This is a genomic window from Marinobacter halotolerans (assembly GCF_008795985.1).
GTDB lineage: Bacteria > Pseudomonadota > Gammaproteobacteria > Pseudomonadales > Oleiphilaceae > Marinobacter > Marinobacter halotolerans.
Genome location: NZ_VMHP01000002.1, coordinates 299,516 through 317,604 on the forward strand (window position 1 = coordinate 299,516; position 18,089 = coordinate 317,604).

The window sequence follows — 18,089 nt, forward strand, 5'->3', positions numbered from 1 at the left end:
ATAAATCAGAAAAATTGATTCGCGGAATAGCCGAACCGTTTCCATAATCAGGTCACTAAAACGATAACAAGCAGTGGTGATCCTGAATGACTGAGCGCAAAGAACTCCCGGGCTGGCGTTGGGGCCCGTTTACCTTCCGATTGCCGTTTTATCACTCAAAGCTCTGCTGGTCGGAGTTTCTTCAGGGGCTAATGGTGTCAGCCGCGACCGGCCTGGCATTGGTTCCTGTGATGATCGCTTACTTCGGTTTCAGTTTTGAAGAAGCCGTTGCCCTCTCAATGATCCATGCCTTTCTGATTGCCTCGGCAGTCATCGTGTTTGGCGAACCCTACGCCGGTGGCTGGATTACGCCCGCTCTGCCGCTGATCCTTGCGTTTGTGATCGGTGGCTATGAGGATCCGTCCAGCCGTTTTCAGGCCATGACTGCCCTTACGCTCGTGTTTACAACGCTGGTGTTTTTATTGGGCATCACCGGGCTGGGGCGACGATTTGTTATCTGGCTGCCGGAGACCCTCAAAGCCGGAATCATCCTCGGTGCTGCAATCGCCGCCCTCAAACGCGTCTTCATTGATGATGCAGACAAGTTTTTGCTGGAGCAGCCCATCGCGACTACTCTGGCCTGTGCCGTCTGTCTGGTGTTCACCTTTTCCCTTCCTATGCAGAAGCTCAAGGAACGCAGCCGGTTCTTCATGACTCTGGGTGCCCTGGGGCTGTTGCCCGGTTTTCTGATTGCGGCACTGGTGGGGCCGCTGGTGGGCGAAGTGAGTTTCGATATCCAGTGGGGCTTCATGATTCCGCCTCTGGGCGAGGCGTTCGCCAAGGCATCGCCATTGGTGAATGGCTGGCCCTCTATGGAAATGGTGGCCCAGAGTGTGCCTCTGGCGCTGATCGCCTACATCATCCTGTTCGGCGACATTGTCACCGGCAACGAAGTGCTTCGGGACGGCATGGCTGTCCGCAAGGATGAGCACATCGACATCAACCTGAATCGCACCCACTTCTCACTCGCCATTCGCAATGGCGTGATGGCGATAGTGGCGCCGTTCTTCCCCACCCAGGGTGCGGTCTGGACCGGCGTGCACGTGATTGTGGTGCAGCGCTGGAAGCAAGGGCCGGCAGCCATGGGCAGCCTTCACAGTGGCCTGGCGTCCTACTATCTGATGGGGCTGCCGTTCATCTACTTCCTGCTGCCACTGCTGACCGGTCTCAAGCCGCTGCTGGGCATTGCACTGTCATTGACGCTGGTGCTCACTGGCTTTGCCTGTGCCTACATCGCCATGTCGATTCCGCGCAGCAACGCTTCCCGGGGTACGGTGGTTCTGATCGGTGCGTCACTGGCCTTCTTCGAGCCCTGGATTGGTTTGTTGATTGGTGTGGTTGCTACCCTTGGGCTGGTCGGATGGGATCGCAGTCCGGACCCCATTCCCCACGATTGAGGGTGGTCCGCCGGAAGTCAACGCTATACAGTTGTGGTACAGCGTTGATAATGGAATGAACTATGTTGCGAGTTTCCGACTCGGTGACCCTTGGCGACTGGGAAATTGATTTGTCGCAGATCAGGGCGCAGGGTGCCGGCGGCCAGAACGTCAACAAAGTGGCGTCTGCCGTGCACCTGCGCTTTGATATCCCAAACTCAAGCCTGCCCCCTTTCTACAAAGAACGACTTATGAAGCTGTCGGATCAGCGCATCAGCAAAGAGGGGGTGGTGGTGATCAAAGCCCAGAAATATCGCACCCTGGAACTGAATCGCGAGGATGCTCTCGAGCGACTGAAAGAGCTGATTCAGGGCGCGACCCGTCTGCAAAAAGCCCGTCGGCCGACCCGGCCCACCAAAGGTTCCCAGCGGCGACGTGTGGACCACAAAACCCAGAAAGGGAAGACCAAGGCCTTGCGTGGCAAGGTGAAAGTCTGAACCCGGGAGGCCTGTCATGCTGATTGCCTATCGTGCCCGCGACATTGCCGAAGCCCACATTGTGTCCGGGATGCTGAACGCCCGCGGTATCGAATCCCACGTTGGCGGGCACTATCTGCAGGGTGCCATGGGTGAAATCGGTGCTGCCGGTTTTACCAATGTCCACGTGCAGGACGAGGATTATCCGCTGGCACGGGACCTGGTTGCCGAGTATGAAGCAAGCCGCCCGGAGGAAACCTCTGCCAGCGCTCCCTCCGGAAGCCGGGTTGAACGCTATGCGATCGGGTTTCTGCTGGCTGTGGCGGTGCTTGTTGCCGTTCTGGTGGGTGCCATTTGAGAGATACCTGCCCGGTCTGCGAACAGGCCGCGCCCGAGGAATTCCAGGTCGTCAAAGAATTCCGCTACCTTCGTTGTCCGGTCTGCCTGGCTACCCTGATGGCCCCGGAAAACCGGTTGGACAGCGCCCGGGAAAAGGCTGTCTATACCCTGCACGACAATAATCCGGACGACCCGGGCTACCGCCGCTTCCTGTCTCGCCTCTCGGAACCTCTTCTGGAGCGCCTGCCTGCCGGCTCATCGGGCCTGGACTTCGGTTGTGGTCCGGGGCCAGCCCTCGCCCGGATGTTGGAGGCTGCGGGTATGAAAGTGGCGCTTTACGATCCCTATTTCAGTCGCGACCAGAGCGCGCTTGCAAGCCGCTATGATTTCGTCACCTGTACCGAGGTCATCGAACATCTTTACCATCCGGCGGCCGTATTCCGGCTGCTGGATTCGCTGATCCGCCCCGGCGGCTACCTGGGGGTGATGACCTGTTTCCAGACCGACGATGCCCGCTTTGCCAACTGGCATTACCGGCGTGACCCGACCCATGTAGTTTTCTATAAAGAGGCCACGCTAAAGTGGCTGGCCGACCGCCACGGCTGGCATATGGACGTGCCGGCCAAGGATGTCGCGATTTTTACCAAGCCGCTCAGAACGTAGACAGCCCGGTTGCTTCCATGAACCGATACTGCCAGTAGCGCAGTCTGGAATGATCGGCCCAGGCCCGATAGGGCAGGCTCATCACGGCCGGGTTTCCTGGGCCGCTCTGCCACTGCTCCTCGAAAAAAGTATTCGCTTTGGCAATGCTGGAATGGCCCCGATAGGCCAGCACAAGCACATCGGTTTCCAGATTCAGGTCATCCAGATTGCGTCGGGTAAAGTTGGCGGAGCCCAGTAGCATCTGCGCCCGACCGTTTTTGTCCTGCCTTAACAGCAGCTTGCTGTGGCACTGTTCGCCGTGGGTGTTGCACCAGCGAACAGACACCCCGTTGTTGGTTAGCTCCATGGCGGTCTGACGATTGGGGATGCCGTTTTTCTTCCGACCGAAGGCGTCCTGGTTGGCGTCCAGCAGCACCCTGACAGCAACGCCCCGGCGGTGGGCCTTGACCAGAGCCAGTACGATGTCCCGGTGAGACAGATAGAACATGGCTATATCAAGCTGATCCCCGGGTTCGGCGGACGTGATCATTTCCAGAGCGGCGTCCCGGATGGCCGATTCGGTCAGGACTCGTATTCGCGCTTCTTCCGCCGGTGCAGCCTCGGGAATCCGGCCCAGGGCGTCGTCCACGGCACTGGTCGGTGCGTCAGAGAAGGCAAGTACGGCCCGCTCACTTCGCAGCAGGTCGGCAACGGCCGGACCCGCGAAACTCAGCCCGATGTTGCTGTGGCGGCTGCTGCCATCGTGAGGGTTGGCCGATGACACCAGCGCCCGGAATCCTGTGTCTCCCTCGGTCACCAGCACTTTGCGATGATTGGCCTTGAAATTCAGCAGGCTGAGATAACTGCGCAGCGTCACCGGTTGGTTGCCTATAGGGTTGGGCAGCCAGCCGGATTCCGCGGAATTACCCAGCCACTGGCAGCAAAGCCGCCAGATACCGGACCAGAGCGGGTTGCTGTCCCTCAGTGCTGTCAGCCTGGTCTGGACAACGGAAATGCCGGCTGCCTCAAGGCGCTGGAAGTTTTCAGACAGAAGGCCGCCGTAAAGGGTGTTGATAGGGTCGGTTATCACCACCACCTGCAGTTCCGGGAAGTTCTCGCGCTGGCGTATCAGCGCGTCGGTGAGCTCTTTCGCAAGCGGACGGTCTGCGCTGTCTTCGCCCCTGGCGCTGGTGCTGTTGTACAGGAACATATCCACCAGAATAAAACGCCTGGCCGAGCGCACCATCGCCAGGGCTTCATCGAAGATCTCGTGATCCAGCCGGGGGCCGCCGTTGCCATAGTCACCGTGGTGAAGCGTCTGGTCGATCAATAGCCGGGGTTTTATCAAAGGGTAGGTCTTACCTTTATAGGCAATGCCCGGGGGTAGGGGTTTGAAGGCGTGATACAGGCCGGTTCCGGTAATCGCCAGTATCAGAAGTGCCAACAGCAACTTGATCGTCATCGAAGATTTCCCTGTTTCTATATCAGTTTCCTTTCCAATTCAGCACTATACGTAACGCGAGGCATCAAGTCCCTTACCTGAACGTTATTGACCGGATTCTGCGCGCCAGGCGTTTGTGGCCCCGTGAAGCCAGTCCCAATCGAACAAACACTTACAAAAAACCTTCGACCTCTTCTATCGCCGGGCCCCGACAATTTCTAGACTGTCAGTTTACAAGGACCCAGGCTTGACCCGTGTGAACCCCTTGCGCTTTGTTTTGCAGAGAATTTTCAGCCTCAGGCTGCTTGTGGTTATCGCAGCGGTGGTGTTCGCCTTTGCCGGTGAATCCCTGTCGCTGCTCAGCTATGTAGATCGTCTCCTGTTCAGTGCGTTTGGCACGGCTTCCGTCACTGCAGAAGGCGCCTCCTTTGCCGTTATGCCCCCCGATGCTCTCAACGCTGCAATCAGTGCCCGTGCTCTGGACGAGCCGGCCTGGTCGCCCGCAGCGGTTCGAGGCGGGCTGATGGCGGTTGCGATGTTTCTGGTACTTGGCGTGCCGCGCCTGGGGGCCGCAGTCTCGCTTCCTGTGGTTCTGCTGGTATCCGGCGCTCTTGTGGTTTTGCAGGCCGCTTTGATGTTCTATCAGAACGCCTGGCTACCCCTGGGGGAAGTCGTGACCTTGCTGCTTGCAGGCTATCTGGTGATGCTGTTCTGGCTCCAGCCTCATCGGGTTATCGTATCGCTCACCGATAATGTCGTGGATGCCCGCACCCGCCTGGGCAAACTGCTTCTGCGCCAGGGCCAGCCAGACGATGCACTGGAAGTCCTGGCCGAGTGTCCCCCGGACGAGCACACCTTAGAGCTGCAGTACGACATTGCCATCCAGCAGGAACGCAAACGGCAGTACGATAAAGCCTGCAATACATTCCGGCAGATTCTGGCCAGCCGGCGTAACTATCGGGACGCCGCCAAACGTCTTGCGGCACTGGAGTCCATGGCTAACGAGGCAACCCGTGTCAGCGCTTCCGGATTCGACAGCACCCGAACCCTGGTCCTGCCCGAGCAGAGTCTCAGCCGTCCCACGCTCGGGCGCTATGAAATCGAGCGGGAAATCGGCCGGGGCGCCATGGGCGTGGTGTATCTGGGTAAGGACCCGAAAATTGCCCGCACAGTAGCCATCAAAACCCTCAGCTACCAGGCTTTTGACCCGTCCGAACTGAATGACCTCAAATCCCGTTTTTTCCGCGAGGCGGAAGCAGCCGGGCGCCTGAACCATCCGGCAATTGTGACGGTCTATGATGTGGGTGAAGAGGCAGACCTGGCGTTTATTGCCATGGACTATGCCCATGGCCAGCCACTCAGCGATTTCTGTCGTCCAGACCGGCTATTGCCTATCGGCACGGTACTAAAGATTGTCGCCCGCGTGGCCGAGGCCCTGGGTTATGCCCACAGCCAGAACATCATTCATCGGGATATCAAGCCCGGCAATATCATCTATAACCCAGACAACGGGGACATCAAGATTACCGATTTCGGCATCGCCAAGATTTCCGATGACTCCCGCACCCGCACCGGCAGCGTGATGGGCAGCCCGCTTTATATGTCGCCGGAACAGCTGAAAGGCCAGAAGGTGACCGGCGCGTCAGACACCTACAGTCTGGGTGTTACCCTGTACAAACTGGTCACAGGCGAGACGCCCTATCAGGGGGATACCCTGGCGGCGCTGACCTACCAGATTCTGAACAAGCGCCCGCGCAGCGTTCGGGAGTTCAACAAGGATCTGCCCAATGGCGTGGTGCGGCTGATCAACAAAGCCATCCAGCGGGAGCCGGAGAAACGCTTCGCCAATGCCGCCACCATGGCTGAGGCGTTGAAGCGACAGGCCGCCCGTGACGCAGAGGAGGTGTCCTGATGGAGCTTCTGATCTCCGGTCAGACCGATATCGGCGCCGTGCGCAAATCCAACCAGGATGCGATCGACTGGTGTCTCAATGACGGCTCCTCAGAGGCGCTGCTGGTCGTTGCGGATGGCATGGGGGGTTACCAGGGTGGTGAGGTGGCAAGCGCCATCGCCGTGGATACCCTGACGGAGGTGCTGTGTCCGACCCTGGGAGACTCTGCTTCCATTGAAAGCCGTGAATCCCTGGTGCAGTCAGCCCTGAACCTGGCCAGCGAGCGCATTGATGCCCGCAAAGCGCAGGAGCCGGAGCTAGCCAAAATGGGCACCACCATTGTGCTGGCCTGGGTGTCGGGTGATCGGGCGCTGCTGGCCCATATCGGCGATTCCCGATGTTACCTGTTGAGACAGGGCCGTCTGGAATGCCTGACGCGGGACGACACGGTGGTCCAGAACATGCTGGAAGATGGCAGTATCCGCGAGCGCGACGTGCCCAATGTGCCGTTTCGCAACGTGCTGACCCGGGCGCTGGGCGCGGCGGATATTACGCCTACATTCAGCGAGCTGACGCTGGAGTCGGGCGATCAGCTGCTGCTCTGTTCCGATGGTCTGACCGATGCGCTGGACGAAGGGGTATGGCTGGACATCCTGTCTGCTGCGGATTCGGTCGAGGCCGCGGTGAAATCATTGATCACAGCGAGCCTCGAGAGACAGGCAAAAGATAATGTGTCTGTGGTCCTGCTATCAACAAACTGAATCAGATCAAGCTGGAGGAAATAAGGGAATGGCGTCACTTTCGCAACTGGTAGACAGTGTGGTGGTCACCACCTTTGAAATTGACCAGCCCGAAGTCAGGCTGGGGCGTCGCGGTGACAATGATATCCGGATCGACGAGATTTCCGTCAGCGGCCATCATGCCGTGATTGAAAGTGTCCCCAACGCCTACCTGGAAGGCACGGTGGATTACTACATTACCGACAACAACAGCACCAACGGCACCTTCGTGAACGACCTTCGCATCAGCGAACGCCAGCGCCTGAACAGCAACGATATCGTGCGCATCGGCTGGAACGAATTCCGCTTTGTTGACGAGGATGAAAACGCGATGGAGAAGACGGCCTATATTCTGGACTAGCGGTTCTGTAACACCAGGTCGCAGAAACGCTGCAGCAGGGAAGAAGCGTGGGGCGCGTCGTCGACCTGGTCTGTAAGAGCCTCCGGTGACAGCCCCTCCTTCACCAGATCCGGGGTCTGCGCCTTCAGGTAGGCCCGCATGATGTCAGCGGTAAATTCCGGATGAAACTGCACGCCCCAGGCACAAGTGCCCATGCGAAACGCCTGATGGGGCTCGAAGTCATTGCTGGCCAATAGCACAGCATTGCGAGGTAGCTCCAGAACCGACTGGCGGTGGGTCAGCTGGGCCTTGAAGGCGGCGGGCAATGCATTGAACAGGGGGTCATCCTTCGCAGTTTCATGAAGGTTGACCGGGAAGGTACCGCTCTCGCGGCCGTCCGGGTGATAGCCGACCTTTCCGCCCATGGCGTGGGCCAGCAACTGATGGCCATAGCAAACGCCCAGCACCGGTACGCCTGCTTCAACCGCCCCGGCCAGCCAGGCCGCGGCGGACTCGCTCCAGGGCGCCCGATCACTGACCATGGCCGGGGACCCGGTCACCACGATGCCGTCCCAGTCACCCGGCTCACCGGGCAGAGGTTCGCAGGTTATGTCCACCACCTGGCGGTCCAGTTCTTCCGAAAGGCCGTTCAGAAACCAGCGGTCGAAATCGCCAAAGGCATCGCGGATCGGTGGCAGGGTGTTACCGGTTTTCAGGATGACCAGGCGGGCCGGTTTCATGGTGGTTATTGATCCTCGAATACGGCGTTGTGGTAGACGTTCTGAACATCGTCCAGATCGTTCAGCATGTCCATGAATTTCTCGAACAACTCCACGTCCTCGCCTTCGATCTTTGTGGTGGTCTGCGGCAGGAACTGGATGTCATCCACCTCGAATTCGATGCCCTCGAAAGCGTCCTGAAGAGCCTGCTTGGCCTTGGCGTATTCGGTATGGGGCGCGAATACGGTAATCATGCCGTCTTCGCATTCAATATCGGTGACGTCCACATCCGCTTCCATCAGGGCTTCAAGTACGGCTTCCTCGTCTTCACCCGGGAATCCGAAGATGGCGCAGTGGTCAAACATGTGACTGACGCTGCCCTGGGTGCCGATCTTGCACTTGGTTTTGGTGAAGGCCAGGCGTACATCGCCGAAGGTGCGGTTGGGGTTGTCGGTCAGGCAATCAATAATGGCCATACAGTTGCCGGGGCCGAAACCCTCGTAGCGGGCGGGGGAAAAATCCTCTCCGGCGCCGCCTTTGGCTTTTTCAATGGCTTTTTCAATAACGTGTGCGGGCACCTGGTCTTTCTTGGCGCGGTCGATCAGGCCGCGCAGTGACAGGTTTGCTTCCGGGTCAGGGCCGCCGGACTTGGCGCTGACGTAGATTTCCCGTCCGTATTTGCTGTACACCTTGGTCTTGGCGGCGGCCGTCTTGGCCATGGAGTCTTTGCGGTTCTGATAGGCTCTGCCCATGCTACTGCCTCAATCCTGTTTTTCCGAAAACGGCGATTTTACTCAACAACCGGAAGCGGTGACAGCCTTATTTGACCATCTTGGGCACACGACGCATGCCCCGGCGAAGCGCCTGGTGGAGCGCCGACCGGACCAGTGCGCCGGTCATGGGAATGGCATCTTCGAAATACACCGTGTAGTGCACACGGGTCTCGTTTTCAGACGGGCTCTGAAAACGGATACGCCCGTAATGGTTTTTCAGCGGGCTGATGCTGGTAATGGCGTATTCAATCAGTGCTTCCGGTTCGAAGCCGGTAATGGTTTCCTCCACGCCAAGAGGGCCGATGCCGATTTTGCGAACTGAACCGATGCCGTTGGGGTCGGCCTGATCACTGTCCCGAATCCGCCGGGCCGGCGCGCCCAGCAATCTGCCAAACTGTTCGTGATCGGCAAAAAGGGCAAAGACCTGATGACAGGGAAGCAGGAAGGTTTCGTCTATATCGATCGTGTAGCTGGCCATAAAACAACTCTGACAGAATTTTTCCCAGAGTATCCGGTTACCGACATCAACAAAAGCCGCCATCCTGACATAGAGACCTATCTGACCTATTCTGACTGGATACAGTGGAGACAAGGAGGGCTATCCAATGATACCCAAGACCATGCACGCCATGTTACTGACCGGCCACGGTGGTGTTGAAAAACTGCAGTATTCGCAGACCACGCCGACTCCGGAACCAGGACCGGGCGAGGTGCTGGTCCGGGTGACGGCCACCGCCAAAAACAACACTGACCGCAAGGCCCGGGAAGGGCTCTATCCCACCAAAGACAAGGGCGAGGTGACGTCCTTCCAGATGGGTGGTTCACCCACACTGACCTTTCCGCGTATCCAGGGTGCGGACGTCGTCGGCCATGTCGCGGCCGTGGGTGCCGGCGTTGATGAAGCTCGAATCGGCGAGCGTGGACTGCTGGATTTCAATCTATACGCCGACGAACGCCGGGACATCAACCTCACACCAGACTACTACGGGCACGGTGCTGATGGCGGTTTTGCCGAATACATCGCCGTGCCTTCTGATCAGTTTCATCACGTTGATAATTCCGACCTGGCGGACGCCGAACTGGCCGCCATGGGCATGTGCTCCTATCAGACTGCCCTGCATATGCTGACCTCTGCCCGGGTCAAGGCTGGCGAGCGCATTCTGGTGACCGGTGCCAGCGGCGGCGTGGGCACTGCGCTGATTCAGCTGTGCCGCATCATGGGCGCCACGCCCTATGCGTTGAGTCAGGCCGACAAAGCGGAGGCACTACTGGCACTGGGTGCGGAAGCGGTGCTGGACCGATCGAGCATGGGCAGCTTTACCGAGCGGGCCAAAAAAGTGACTGGCGGCCATCCGTTTGACGCAGTCATGGATCTGGCCGGCGGCGAAATGACCAACGCGTTCATCGACGCCATGATCTTCAATATGAAAGATCGCGCAGACTATCCCCGCCTCAGTATTGCCGGGGCCAGCGCGGGCAACCTCAGCGAAATCATGTGGACCCGTGTTTACCTTTATCAGGTGCAGATTTTCGGTGTGTCCCACGGTACCCGGGAAGAAGCAGAACAGCTGATCGCATGGATTCGCGGCGGGCAGCTCAGGCCGGTATTGCATGCGGCTTTCCCGCTGTCGAAGTTGCACGAGGCCGAGCGCTACTTTGTTGACCGTAACAGCAACTACCTGGGCAAGATCGTGATTGTTCCGGACGCCCAGTGGGAAGAGCATGGTGCTCCGTTTGCGTTGTCAGCCAGCCCGGAGGCAAATTGATGAAACCTGAATTGACGCTGCAGTTGATGGATACCCACGCCGGCGGGGATGTAAGCCGTATCGTGACCGGTGGCATATGCGAGCTTCCGGGATCGACCGTGCGGGCCCAGATGGAATATCTGCGGGATGAGGCCGACGGTCTGCGCAGGTTGTTGCTGGAAGAACCCTATGGTCTGCCGGAAATGTCCGTTGACCTGCTGGTGCCGGCAACTGACCCGGAAGCCGTAGCCGGATACATCATCATGGAAGTGATGGGGTATCCGATATATTCCGGCTCGAACACTATTTGCACGGCTACTGCCGTGCTGGAAGCGGGTATTGTGCCCAAGCGTGAAGGTTGGCAGAGCTTCGTGCTGGAGGCTCCCGCAGGTCTCGTCAATATTGATGCATTGGTGCGCGATAATGTGGTGGAAGCCGTCACCTGCGGCGGGCTACCCAGCTATATCGATACCTATCAGGCCACTATTCATGTTCCGTCTGTGGGTGATGTGACCTACAGCGTGGCCTACAGTGGTGGTTTCTACGCGCTGGTGGATGCAACCAGCCTGGGATTCTCGCTGACGCTGGAGGAAGAGCGCAGGCTCAGCGACTGCGCCTATCATATTGTTGAAGCCATAAAGGCTGAGCGCGGTTTTTCCCATTACACGCTGGGCGATGTCGGGCCGTTGCCATTTCTTCATTTTATGGGGCCTGTTGAGCAGTTGTCCGATCACTCCTACCGCTCCCGGTCTGCGACCTACGTTCACCCGGGAGTGATCTGCCGCAGCACAACGGGCACGGGCACGTCCGCAAGACTTGCCCTGATGCACTACGAGGGCCTGATCAACCCCGGTGATCGCCTGGAAACGGTTTCTCTACGAAAAACCAAATTCATCGGCGAGTTCACCGGGGTGCGTCAGGAAGGCGCCCATCAGGTGGTGGAAAACAACATCACCGGCAAAAGCTATGTGCTGAGCCGCGGCGACATCATCGTCAACTGCGATGACCCGATGGTGGAATGTGGCGGACTGACACACATCCTAACCGACGAGATCCGAGCCAAAGCCGAGGCTGCTCCCGACTCGACCTGAACCTCCGGGCAAGGCGACGCTGGCCACGGTGTGCAGTTTTTCGAGTTGGGATTGCAGCATGCCGATGGGTCGCGTGCCCTCCAGCGTCAGCTCGATATCGAGTTGGTCGCCGACGCTTTCGACCGCCATGCGGGCAATGCGAAAGCCGCGGATACGAATCACCTGGCAGAGCCGCTCCAGTGCCGCTGCTTCCGAGTCCATGCGGCAGTTGAGGGTGTGGCTGGCCGGGGACTGCCCGGGCCGGCTGTCCGATTGGCATTGGGGCTTCATGCGATCTGCTCCTTGATAGGTCGGCTGGTACGTCTGGATTCATCGATCATGTCGGTGTTTGTGGCGCCAGGCCGGACAATAGGCCAGACGTTGTCTTCCCGATCGACGGCAACATGCAACAGCATGGGGCCGTTGTAGGCGAGAATGGTCTCGATGCCACGGCGGATCTGGTCGGTGCGTTCGATCTTCAGTGCCGGGATATCGAAGGCCCGGGCCATGGCCACGAAGTCGGGGTTGTCGTCCAGGTTTATCTGACTTTCCCGGTTGTTGTAGAACAGCTCCTGCTGCTGGCGGACCATGCCCAGGCACTGGTTGTCCATGACGATCAGTTTTACCGGCAGGTTGTAACGGCGGATGGTAGCCAGTTCCTGAGCGTTCATCATGAACGAGCCATCCCCGGTGACGTTGATGACGGTGTTGTTGCGATCCGCAAATTGGGCGCCGATGGCTGCGGGCAGGCCGAAGCCCATGGTGCCCAGGCCGCCGCTGGTAAGATGGTGGCGCGGGTGATCGAAGTCGTAGTGCTGGGCCACCCACATCTGGTGCTGGCCAACGTCGCAGGCGATGACCGTGTCATCCGGGGCAATCCGGGAGAGCTGGCGGACAAAGGCCGGGCCGGTAATCGGTGCCAGGGGTTCTTCATTGTCCGCCGCGTGGAACCCGCCGGTGGTATACCAGGTGCGGCACTGTTTCTGCCAGTCCCTGATGGCCAGTGGTTCGGCCTGCAATGCGTCAGCCATTGATTTCAGGATGGCGTTCAGATCACCGCGGATGGCCAGGTCGGCATTGCGCAGCTTGTTGATTTCGGCGGCGTCGGCATCAATGTGGATCATCCTGGCGTTGGGGGCAAAGCCGTCCAGTTTGCCGGTGGCACGATCGTCCAGGCGGGCGCCGATGACCAGCAACAGGTCGCATTCGTCGACGGCCCTGTTGGCCGCCCGGGAGCCGTGCATGCCCAGCATGCCGAGGTTGTAGGGATTATATTTGCCGGGGTTGCCGATGCCCTTCAGAGTCACAACCGCCGGCAACGCAGAGGAGTCGGCGAAGGCCCGGAAACTGTCCTCTGCATGGGCCAGGCTGATGCCGCCGCCACTGTAGAGCAGAGGCTTGCGGGCAGCGTGCAGCATCGCCAGAACGTCCGTCAGGTCCGTCGCAGCCGTTTCACGCGGCTCAGGTTGAGGGAAGGGCGCATCGGCCACGTCAGTCAGCAACAGATCCTTGGGAATATCAATCCAGACCGGGCCGGGCCGACCGTTCTGGGCCAGCTCGATCGCCTCTTCCATGATCGAGGGCAGGCTGTCCGCATCGTCGATCAGGTAGCTGTGCTTAACGATGCCCAGGGTCATGCCCAGTACGTCGGTTTCCTGGAAGGCGTCGGTGCCGATCAGGCCCGAAGGCACCTGGCCGGTGATCACCAGCATGGGAATGGAATCCCGGTGGGCGTTGGCAACGCCGGTGATCAGGTTGGTGGCACCGGGGCCGGACGTGGCGATACACACCCCCAGCCTGCCACTGGCCCTGGCATAGCCGTCTGCTGCCAGGGCGCAGCCCTGTTCATGACGGCAGAGCACATGTTCCACTTCCGGGGCATCCACCAGCGCGTCGTATAGCGGCATAATGCAGCCGCCGGGATAACCGAAAACCGTGTCGATCTGGTGACGATGGAATGCTTCGAGAATGTGCTCTGCGCCGTTCATGTTCTGGAGTCCTTTTTCGTCTTTTTTACGGGGCAAAAAAAAGCCCCCGGGACCTTTCGGTGCCGGGGGCTTTGGGTGTTCTGTCGAGCTGTTGCTATCTCACTCGGCTGTCCACGCGCAAGCCCCCGGATGGCACCACGACCACCAGGACAAGCTTCACTAGGACAATCACTGAAATGAGATTCATAAAATGGGCAACGACTCTGAATCTGTATTTGATTTAAGTGTAGAATCTACCCCACGTTTTTAGCCGTTTGCAACCTTTTTTCTCTTCCTGTGTGTGAGCAAGTCATGACCAAAGCAAAGCTGGGATCCATCGGGCTGTCTCTTTTACTGTTAATCGCCCTGATCGTTTGGATGGCAACCGGTGAGGTGAAAGTGGCCAAACAGCAGGCGCCGGACGCGGCGCAGTCCACCGACACGGAATTGCCAGCGGTGCAGGTAGCGCAGAGACAGACGCAGTTGTATCAGCCCGGTCTGCTTCTGCAGGGACAGATCGAGCCCTGGCAGTCAGTCACCGTTGCGGCGCGGGTGCCGGGAACCGTGGAGTCTCTGAACGTGGAGCTTGGGGATTCGGTCGAGGCCGGCCAGGTGATGGCGACGCTGTCAGAGGATGGCCGGCAGGCCGCCGTTACACGCTGGCAGGCCCGCCTTCGAAAGCTTGAGGCGGATCTGGCTGCGGCCAATCGGTTGCGGAGGCAGGATCTGATTTCCGAATCGGAAGTTCTGGCCCTCCAAAGCGAGATGGCCACCGCCAGGGCAGAATTGGCAGAGGCACAGCTGGCCATTGATCACCTGACCCCCAGGGCGCCCTTTGCCGGCACCATCAACCACAAGTCTGTTCAGGAAGGTGACCTGGTACAGGTCGGTTCACCCATGTTTGAACTGGTACGGATTGACCGACTGAAAGCGACCAGCCAGGTACCCCAGCAGTCCGTCAGCAAGGTGGCGGAAGGCCAGCCGGTCATCGTTGAGACACTGGATGGCGACACCCTTGAGGGAGAAGTCCGCTTCATCGCCAGTGCCGCCGACGCCCAGACCCGCAGCTTTGCCGTCGAGATTGCCGTGGAGAATCCCGACCGCAAACGGATTGCCGGTGGCAGTGCCACACTGCGCGTTGCCCTGCCGGAAGTGCAGGCCATGTTTGTATCGCCAGCCTACCTCAGGCTTGGGGACGACGGTCGCCCGGGTATCCGCCACGTCAACGATGACAACGAAGTGATTTTCACCAGGGTCAGTCTGCTGAGTGTTACCACGGAAGGCGCCTGGGTAACGGGCCTGCCCTCTGAAATACGCCTGATTACCCGCGGCGCGGGTTTTGTGTCCCTTGGGCAGAAGGTTCGCCCGGTCTCTGCTGATACCGAGCGGGGCTGAGCCACATGCGCCGGATCATTTTTGCGGCCCTTGACCGCAGTCGTACCGCCTTCCTGACTCTGCTGTTCCTGATTATCGGCGGTATTGCCGCCTTCCAGGCCATTCCCAAGGAAGCCAACCCCGACGTCACCATCCCGATGATCTACGTGTCCATGACTCTGGACGGCATCAGCCCGGAGGATTCCGAGCGTCTGCTGATCCGGCCCATGGAACAGGAGCTGCGCTCCCTTGAAGGGATCAAGGAGATGCGGTCCACCGCGTCTGAAGGACATGCCTCGGTAATGCTGGAGTTCGACGCCGGCTTCAACCCGGACAAGGCGCTGCAGGACGTTCGCGAAAAGGTGGACACTGCCCGCAGCAAACTGCCGCAGGAAGCCGACGAGCCCCGGGTGAACGAGATAAACGTCTCGCTTTTCCCGGTTTTGTCGGTGGGGCTTTCCGGCCCGCTGTCAGAGCGCGAACTGGTGACCATTGCCCGGCGCCTGCAGGATGCCATTGAGGGCATACCGGAAGTACTGGAAGTGGATATCGGCGGTGACCGGGAAGACCTGTTGGAAGTGGTGGTGGACCCCCAGGTACTGGAAAGCTACGGCGTCGACTACGACACCCTGGGCCAACTGGTAACCCGCAATAACCAGCTGGTCGCCGCAGGCAGCCTGGACACCGGCGCCGGCAGGATGACCATCAAGGTGCCCGGCGTGATCGAAACCGTCGAAGACGTGATGACCATGCCCATCAAGGTGGATGGCGACACAGTGGTGACCTTCGGCGACGTGGCCATGCTGCAACGTACTTTCAAGGACCCCACCGGCTTTGCCCGAATCAACGGCGAGCCGGCACTGGTGCTGGAAGTGTCCAAGCGCGCCGGGGCGAACATCATTGAAACCGTGGAGAAGGTAAAGGGCCTGATCAGCGACGCAGACAGCCAGCTGCCGGATGAACTGGAAGTACGTTACATCATGGATCAGTCCGGCGAGGTCCGGGACATTCTGGGTGACCTGCTGAACAACGTGCTGACAGCCATTGTGCTGGTGGTGGTGCTGATCATCGCTGCCATGGGCCCACGATCCGCCTTGCTGGTGGGTCTGACCATTCCGGGCGCGTTCCTGACTGGCATTCTGGTGATCTGGGCGATGGGGCTGACCCTCAATATCGTCGTGCTTTTCAGCCTTATTCTGGTGGCCGGCATGCTCGTGGACGGGGCCATTGTGGTCTCCGAGCTGGCCGACCGGAATCTGTCGGAAGGCCAGCCGGTGAAAACGGCCTGGGGTGGGGCTGCCTCCAGAATGGCCTGGCCAATCATTGCCTCGACCGCCACCACCCTGGTGGTCTTCATGCCCCTGCTTTTCTGGCCCGGGGTTGTGGGCGAATTCATGAAATTTCTGCCGATGACGGTCATCATTTGTCTGGCGGCCTCCCTGGCCATGGCGCTGGTATTTCTTCCGGTGCTCGGCAGCCTCGCTGGCGGTAAACGCGCGAAGCAGAGCCAGCACACCGGGCCCATGGGCAAAGCCTATCGTTCGGTTCTGGCACGGCTGCTGTCGGCACCATGGCTGACTCTGTTTGGTGTTCTCGCTGTGGTGGCCGTCATCTACGGCGCCTACGCAAAATTCAATTATGGCGTCGAGTTCTTCCCCAGCGTGGAGCCGGATTCGGCACAGGTTCAGGTCAGGGCGCGGGGCGATCTGTCGGTCTGGGAACGGGACGAAATCGTCCGGGAAGTGGAATATCAATTGCGCGGCATGCCGGAAGTGAAAGCCCTGTATGCGCGTTCCATGGTCGCGGCGGGCAATCGCATGGCGCCGGACGTGATCGGGGTGCTGCAGTTCCAGTTCACCGACTGGGACGAGCGCCGCCCGGCCAATCTGATTCTGGAAGAACTGCGCGACCGTACCGCCGACATACCGGGCATCGAACTGGAATTCCGTAAGCAGGAAGGCGGTCCGGCGGATGGCAAGCCCATTGAGTTGCAGGTCAGCAGCCGTGACAGTGCCGGGCTCAACGACTACGTGGACCGGATCAGGTCGGAAATGGACACCATGGACGGCTTTGTAGATGTCGAGGACGACCGCAGCCTGCCGGGCATTGAGTGGCGCCTGAACGTAGACCGTGCGGCCGCTGCACGATTCGGTACCGATGTACTGGGCGTAGGCAGCGCCGTGCGTCTGGTGACCAATGGCCTTGTGCTGGCCACCTATCGCCCGGAAGATGTCCGCGACGAAGTGGATATTGTGGTCCGCGTGCCCAATAACTGGCGGGAACTGGATCAGTTCCAGCGCCAGACCATCAATACCGCCCGTGGCCAGGTGGCGCTATCGCAGTTTGTCGAACTGGAACCGGGCGACAAGGTGGGCAGCATTGTGCGGGTCGATGGCCAGCGCACCGTTACCATCAAATCGGATGTGGCACCGGGTAGCCAGGCGGCGGCATTGCTGAAAGCACTGCAGGAAAGAATGCCGGAGACGCCTGAGGGCGTGGCCATCAGCTTTGCAGGCGAAAATGCTGACCAGCAGCAGGCGGCGAATTTCCTGACGTCGGCGTTCCTGGTGGCCATTGGTTTGATGCTGCTTATTCTGGTCACCCAGTTCAATTCGCTTTACCAGACCCTGCTGATCCTCTCCGCCATTGTACTGTCTACCGCTGGCGTGCTGCTGGGGCTGCTGCTGAACGCCCAGTCATTCGGCATTGTGATGGTGGGTATGGGCATCATTGCCCTGGCGGGCATTGTGGTGAACAACAACATCATTCTGATCGACACCTACAACGAAATGCGGACCAGTGGGCTGGCTGCCTATCACGCGGCCCTCGAAACCGGCTGCCTGCGTATGCGACCGGTGCTGCTCACCGCGGTGACTACCATTCTGGGCCTGATGCCCATGGTGTTTGGCGTTAACGTGGATATGCTGACGCCATCACTGGGCATCGGTTCGCCCTCAACCCAGTGGTGGACGCAGCTTTCCAGTGCCATCGCCGGTGGGTTGGCGTTTGCCACTATCCTGACCCTGTTTCTGACGCCGGCATTGCTGGTATTGGGTGCCCGTGTGGGCCAGCGAATTTCGGGATGGCGAAACAGCAGCGCCACCGAATTGTGAACTTC

Annotated in this window: 16 protein-coding genes and 1 pseudogene; 11 read left to right on the forward strand and 6 right to left on the reverse strand. The window is 59.4% G+C overall.

Annotation, left to right across the window (positions count from 1 at the left end; all coding sequences use genetic code 11):
• Positions 1-86: 86 nt before the first annotated feature.
• The 4 genes from FPL19_RS11680 to FPL19_RS11695 all read left to right on the forward strand — a co-directional run bounded on the left by FPL19_RS11680 (position 87) and on the right by FPL19_RS11695 (position 2,893).
• A complete protein-coding gene (locus FPL19_RS11680) occupies positions 87-1,436 on the forward strand; it encodes a hypothetical protein (RefSeq protein WP_150912742.1) in 1,350 nt (449 codons plus the stop codon).
• A gap of 62 nt (positions 1,437-1,498) precedes the next feature.
• Positions 1,499-1,912, forward strand: coding sequence for an alternative ribosome rescue aminoacyl-tRNA hydrolase ArfB (arfB, locus tag FPL19_RS11685; protein WP_150912743.1), 414 nt, complete (start codon positions 1,499-1,501; stop codon positions 1,910-1,912).
• Positions 1,913-1,928: 16 nt separating this feature from the next.
• Positions 1,929-2,249 carry a putative signal transducing protein gene (locus tag FPL19_RS11690; protein WP_150912744.1) on the forward strand — a complete coding sequence of 107 codons (321 nt, stop codon included), beginning with the start codon at positions 1,929-1,931 and terminating at the stop codon, positions 2,247-2,249.
• The gene (locus FPL19_RS11695) at positions 2,246-2,893 is read left to right on the forward strand and encodes a class I SAM-dependent methyltransferase (protein ID WP_225314401.1); all 648 of its coding nucleotides are present in this window, start codon (positions 2,246-2,248) and stop codon (positions 2,891-2,893) included. Before FPL19_RS11690 ends, FPL19_RS11695 begins: the two co-directional genes overlap by 4 nt.
• Here FPL19_RS11695 and FPL19_RS11700 read toward each other — a convergent pair.
• Entirely contained in the window at positions 2,883-4,334 is a 1,452-nt protein-coding gene (locus tag FPL19_RS11700; protein ID WP_150912745.1) for a phospholipase D family protein, read from the reverse strand. The genes FPL19_RS11695 and FPL19_RS11700 overlap by 11 nt on opposite strands.
• 235 nt (positions 4,335-4,569) lie before the next feature.
• On the opposite strand from FPL19_RS11700, the gene FPL19_RS11705 reads away from it, so the two are divergent.
• The 3 genes from FPL19_RS11705 to FPL19_RS11715 are packed head-to-tail and all read left to right on the forward strand — an operon-like array spanning position 4,570 to position 7,344.
• Positions 4,570-6,225, forward strand: a complete 1,656-nt coding sequence (locus FPL19_RS11705; protein ID WP_150914181.1) for a serine/threonine-protein kinase — start codon at positions 4,570-4,572, stop codon at positions 6,223-6,225.
• On the forward strand, positions 6,225-6,965 hold the full coding sequence (locus FPL19_RS11710; RefSeq protein ID WP_150912746.1) for a PP2C family protein-serine/threonine phosphatase: 741 nt from the start codon (positions 6,225-6,227) through the stop codon (positions 6,963-6,965). Before FPL19_RS11705 ends, FPL19_RS11710 begins: the two co-directional genes overlap by 1 nt.
• A 28-nt stretch (positions 6,966-6,993) precedes the next feature.
• A complete protein-coding gene (locus FPL19_RS11715) occupies positions 6,994-7,344 on the forward strand; it encodes an FHA domain-containing protein (protein WP_150912747.1) in 351 nt (116 codons plus the stop codon).
• Here the strand turns inward: FPL19_RS11715 and FPL19_RS11720 are convergent.
• From FPL19_RS11720 to FPL19_RS11730, 3 genes are all read right to left on the reverse strand, one after another.
• On the reverse strand, positions 7,341-8,063 hold the full coding sequence (locus FPL19_RS11720) for a glutamine amidotransferase (RefSeq protein WP_150912748.1): 723 nt from the start codon (positions 8,061-8,063) through the stop codon (positions 7,341-7,343). The two genes, FPL19_RS11715 and FPL19_RS11720, sit on opposite strands and share 4 nt — an antisense overlap.
• A 5-nt stretch (positions 8,064-8,068) precedes the next feature.
• Positions 8,069-8,794, reverse strand: a complete 726-nt coding sequence (locus FPL19_RS11725) for a YebC/PmpR family DNA-binding transcriptional regulator (RefSeq protein WP_150912749.1) — start codon at positions 8,792-8,794, stop codon at positions 8,069-8,071.
• Positions 8,795-8,861: 67 nt separating this feature from the next.
• Positions 8,862-9,293, reverse strand: a complete 432-nt coding sequence (locus tag FPL19_RS11730; protein ID WP_150912750.1) for an SRPBCC family protein — start codon at positions 9,291-9,293, stop codon at positions 8,862-8,864.
• Between the two features lie 127 nt (positions 9,294-9,420).
• Between FPL19_RS11730 and FPL19_RS11735 the strand changes: the two genes are divergently transcribed.
• A complete protein-coding gene (locus tag FPL19_RS11735) occupies positions 9,421-10,581 on the forward strand; it encodes a zinc-binding dehydrogenase (RefSeq protein ID WP_150912751.1) in 1,161 nt (386 codons plus the stop codon).
• Positions 10,581-11,651, forward strand: a complete 1,071-nt coding sequence (locus FPL19_RS11740; protein WP_150912752.1) for a proline racemase family protein — start codon at positions 10,581-10,583, stop codon at positions 11,649-11,651. Before FPL19_RS11735 ends, FPL19_RS11740 begins: the two co-directional genes overlap by 1 nt.
• Here FPL19_RS11740 and FPL19_RS11745 read toward each other — a convergent pair.
• Positions 11,601-11,921, reverse strand: a complete 321-nt coding sequence (locus FPL19_RS11745; protein WP_150912753.1) for an ACT domain-containing protein — start codon at positions 11,919-11,921, stop codon at positions 11,601-11,603. The genes FPL19_RS11740 and FPL19_RS11745 overlap by 51 nt on opposite strands.
• Complete coding sequence (gene ilvG / locus FPL19_RS11750) at positions 11,918-13,618, reverse strand: acetolactate synthase 2 catalytic subunit (RefSeq protein WP_150914184.1); 1,701 nt, start codon at positions 13,616-13,618, stop codon at positions 11,918-11,920. The genes FPL19_RS11745 and ilvG overlap by 4 nt, the downstream gene beginning before the upstream one ends.
• Before the next feature lie 291 nt (positions 13,619-13,909).
• On the opposite strand from ilvG, the gene FPL19_RS11755 reads away from it, so the two are divergent.
• The gene (locus FPL19_RS11755) at positions 13,910-14,992 is read left to right on the forward strand and encodes an efflux RND transporter periplasmic adaptor subunit (protein WP_150912754.1); all 1,083 of its coding nucleotides are present in this window, start codon (positions 13,910-13,912) and stop codon (positions 14,990-14,992) included.
• A 5-nt stretch (positions 14,993-14,997) separates the two neighbouring features.
• Positions 14,998-17,976, forward strand: a pseudogene (locus tag FPL19_RS11760) (efflux RND transporter permease subunit); the annotation flags it as partial.
• Positions 17,977-18,089: the final 113 nt, after the last annotated feature.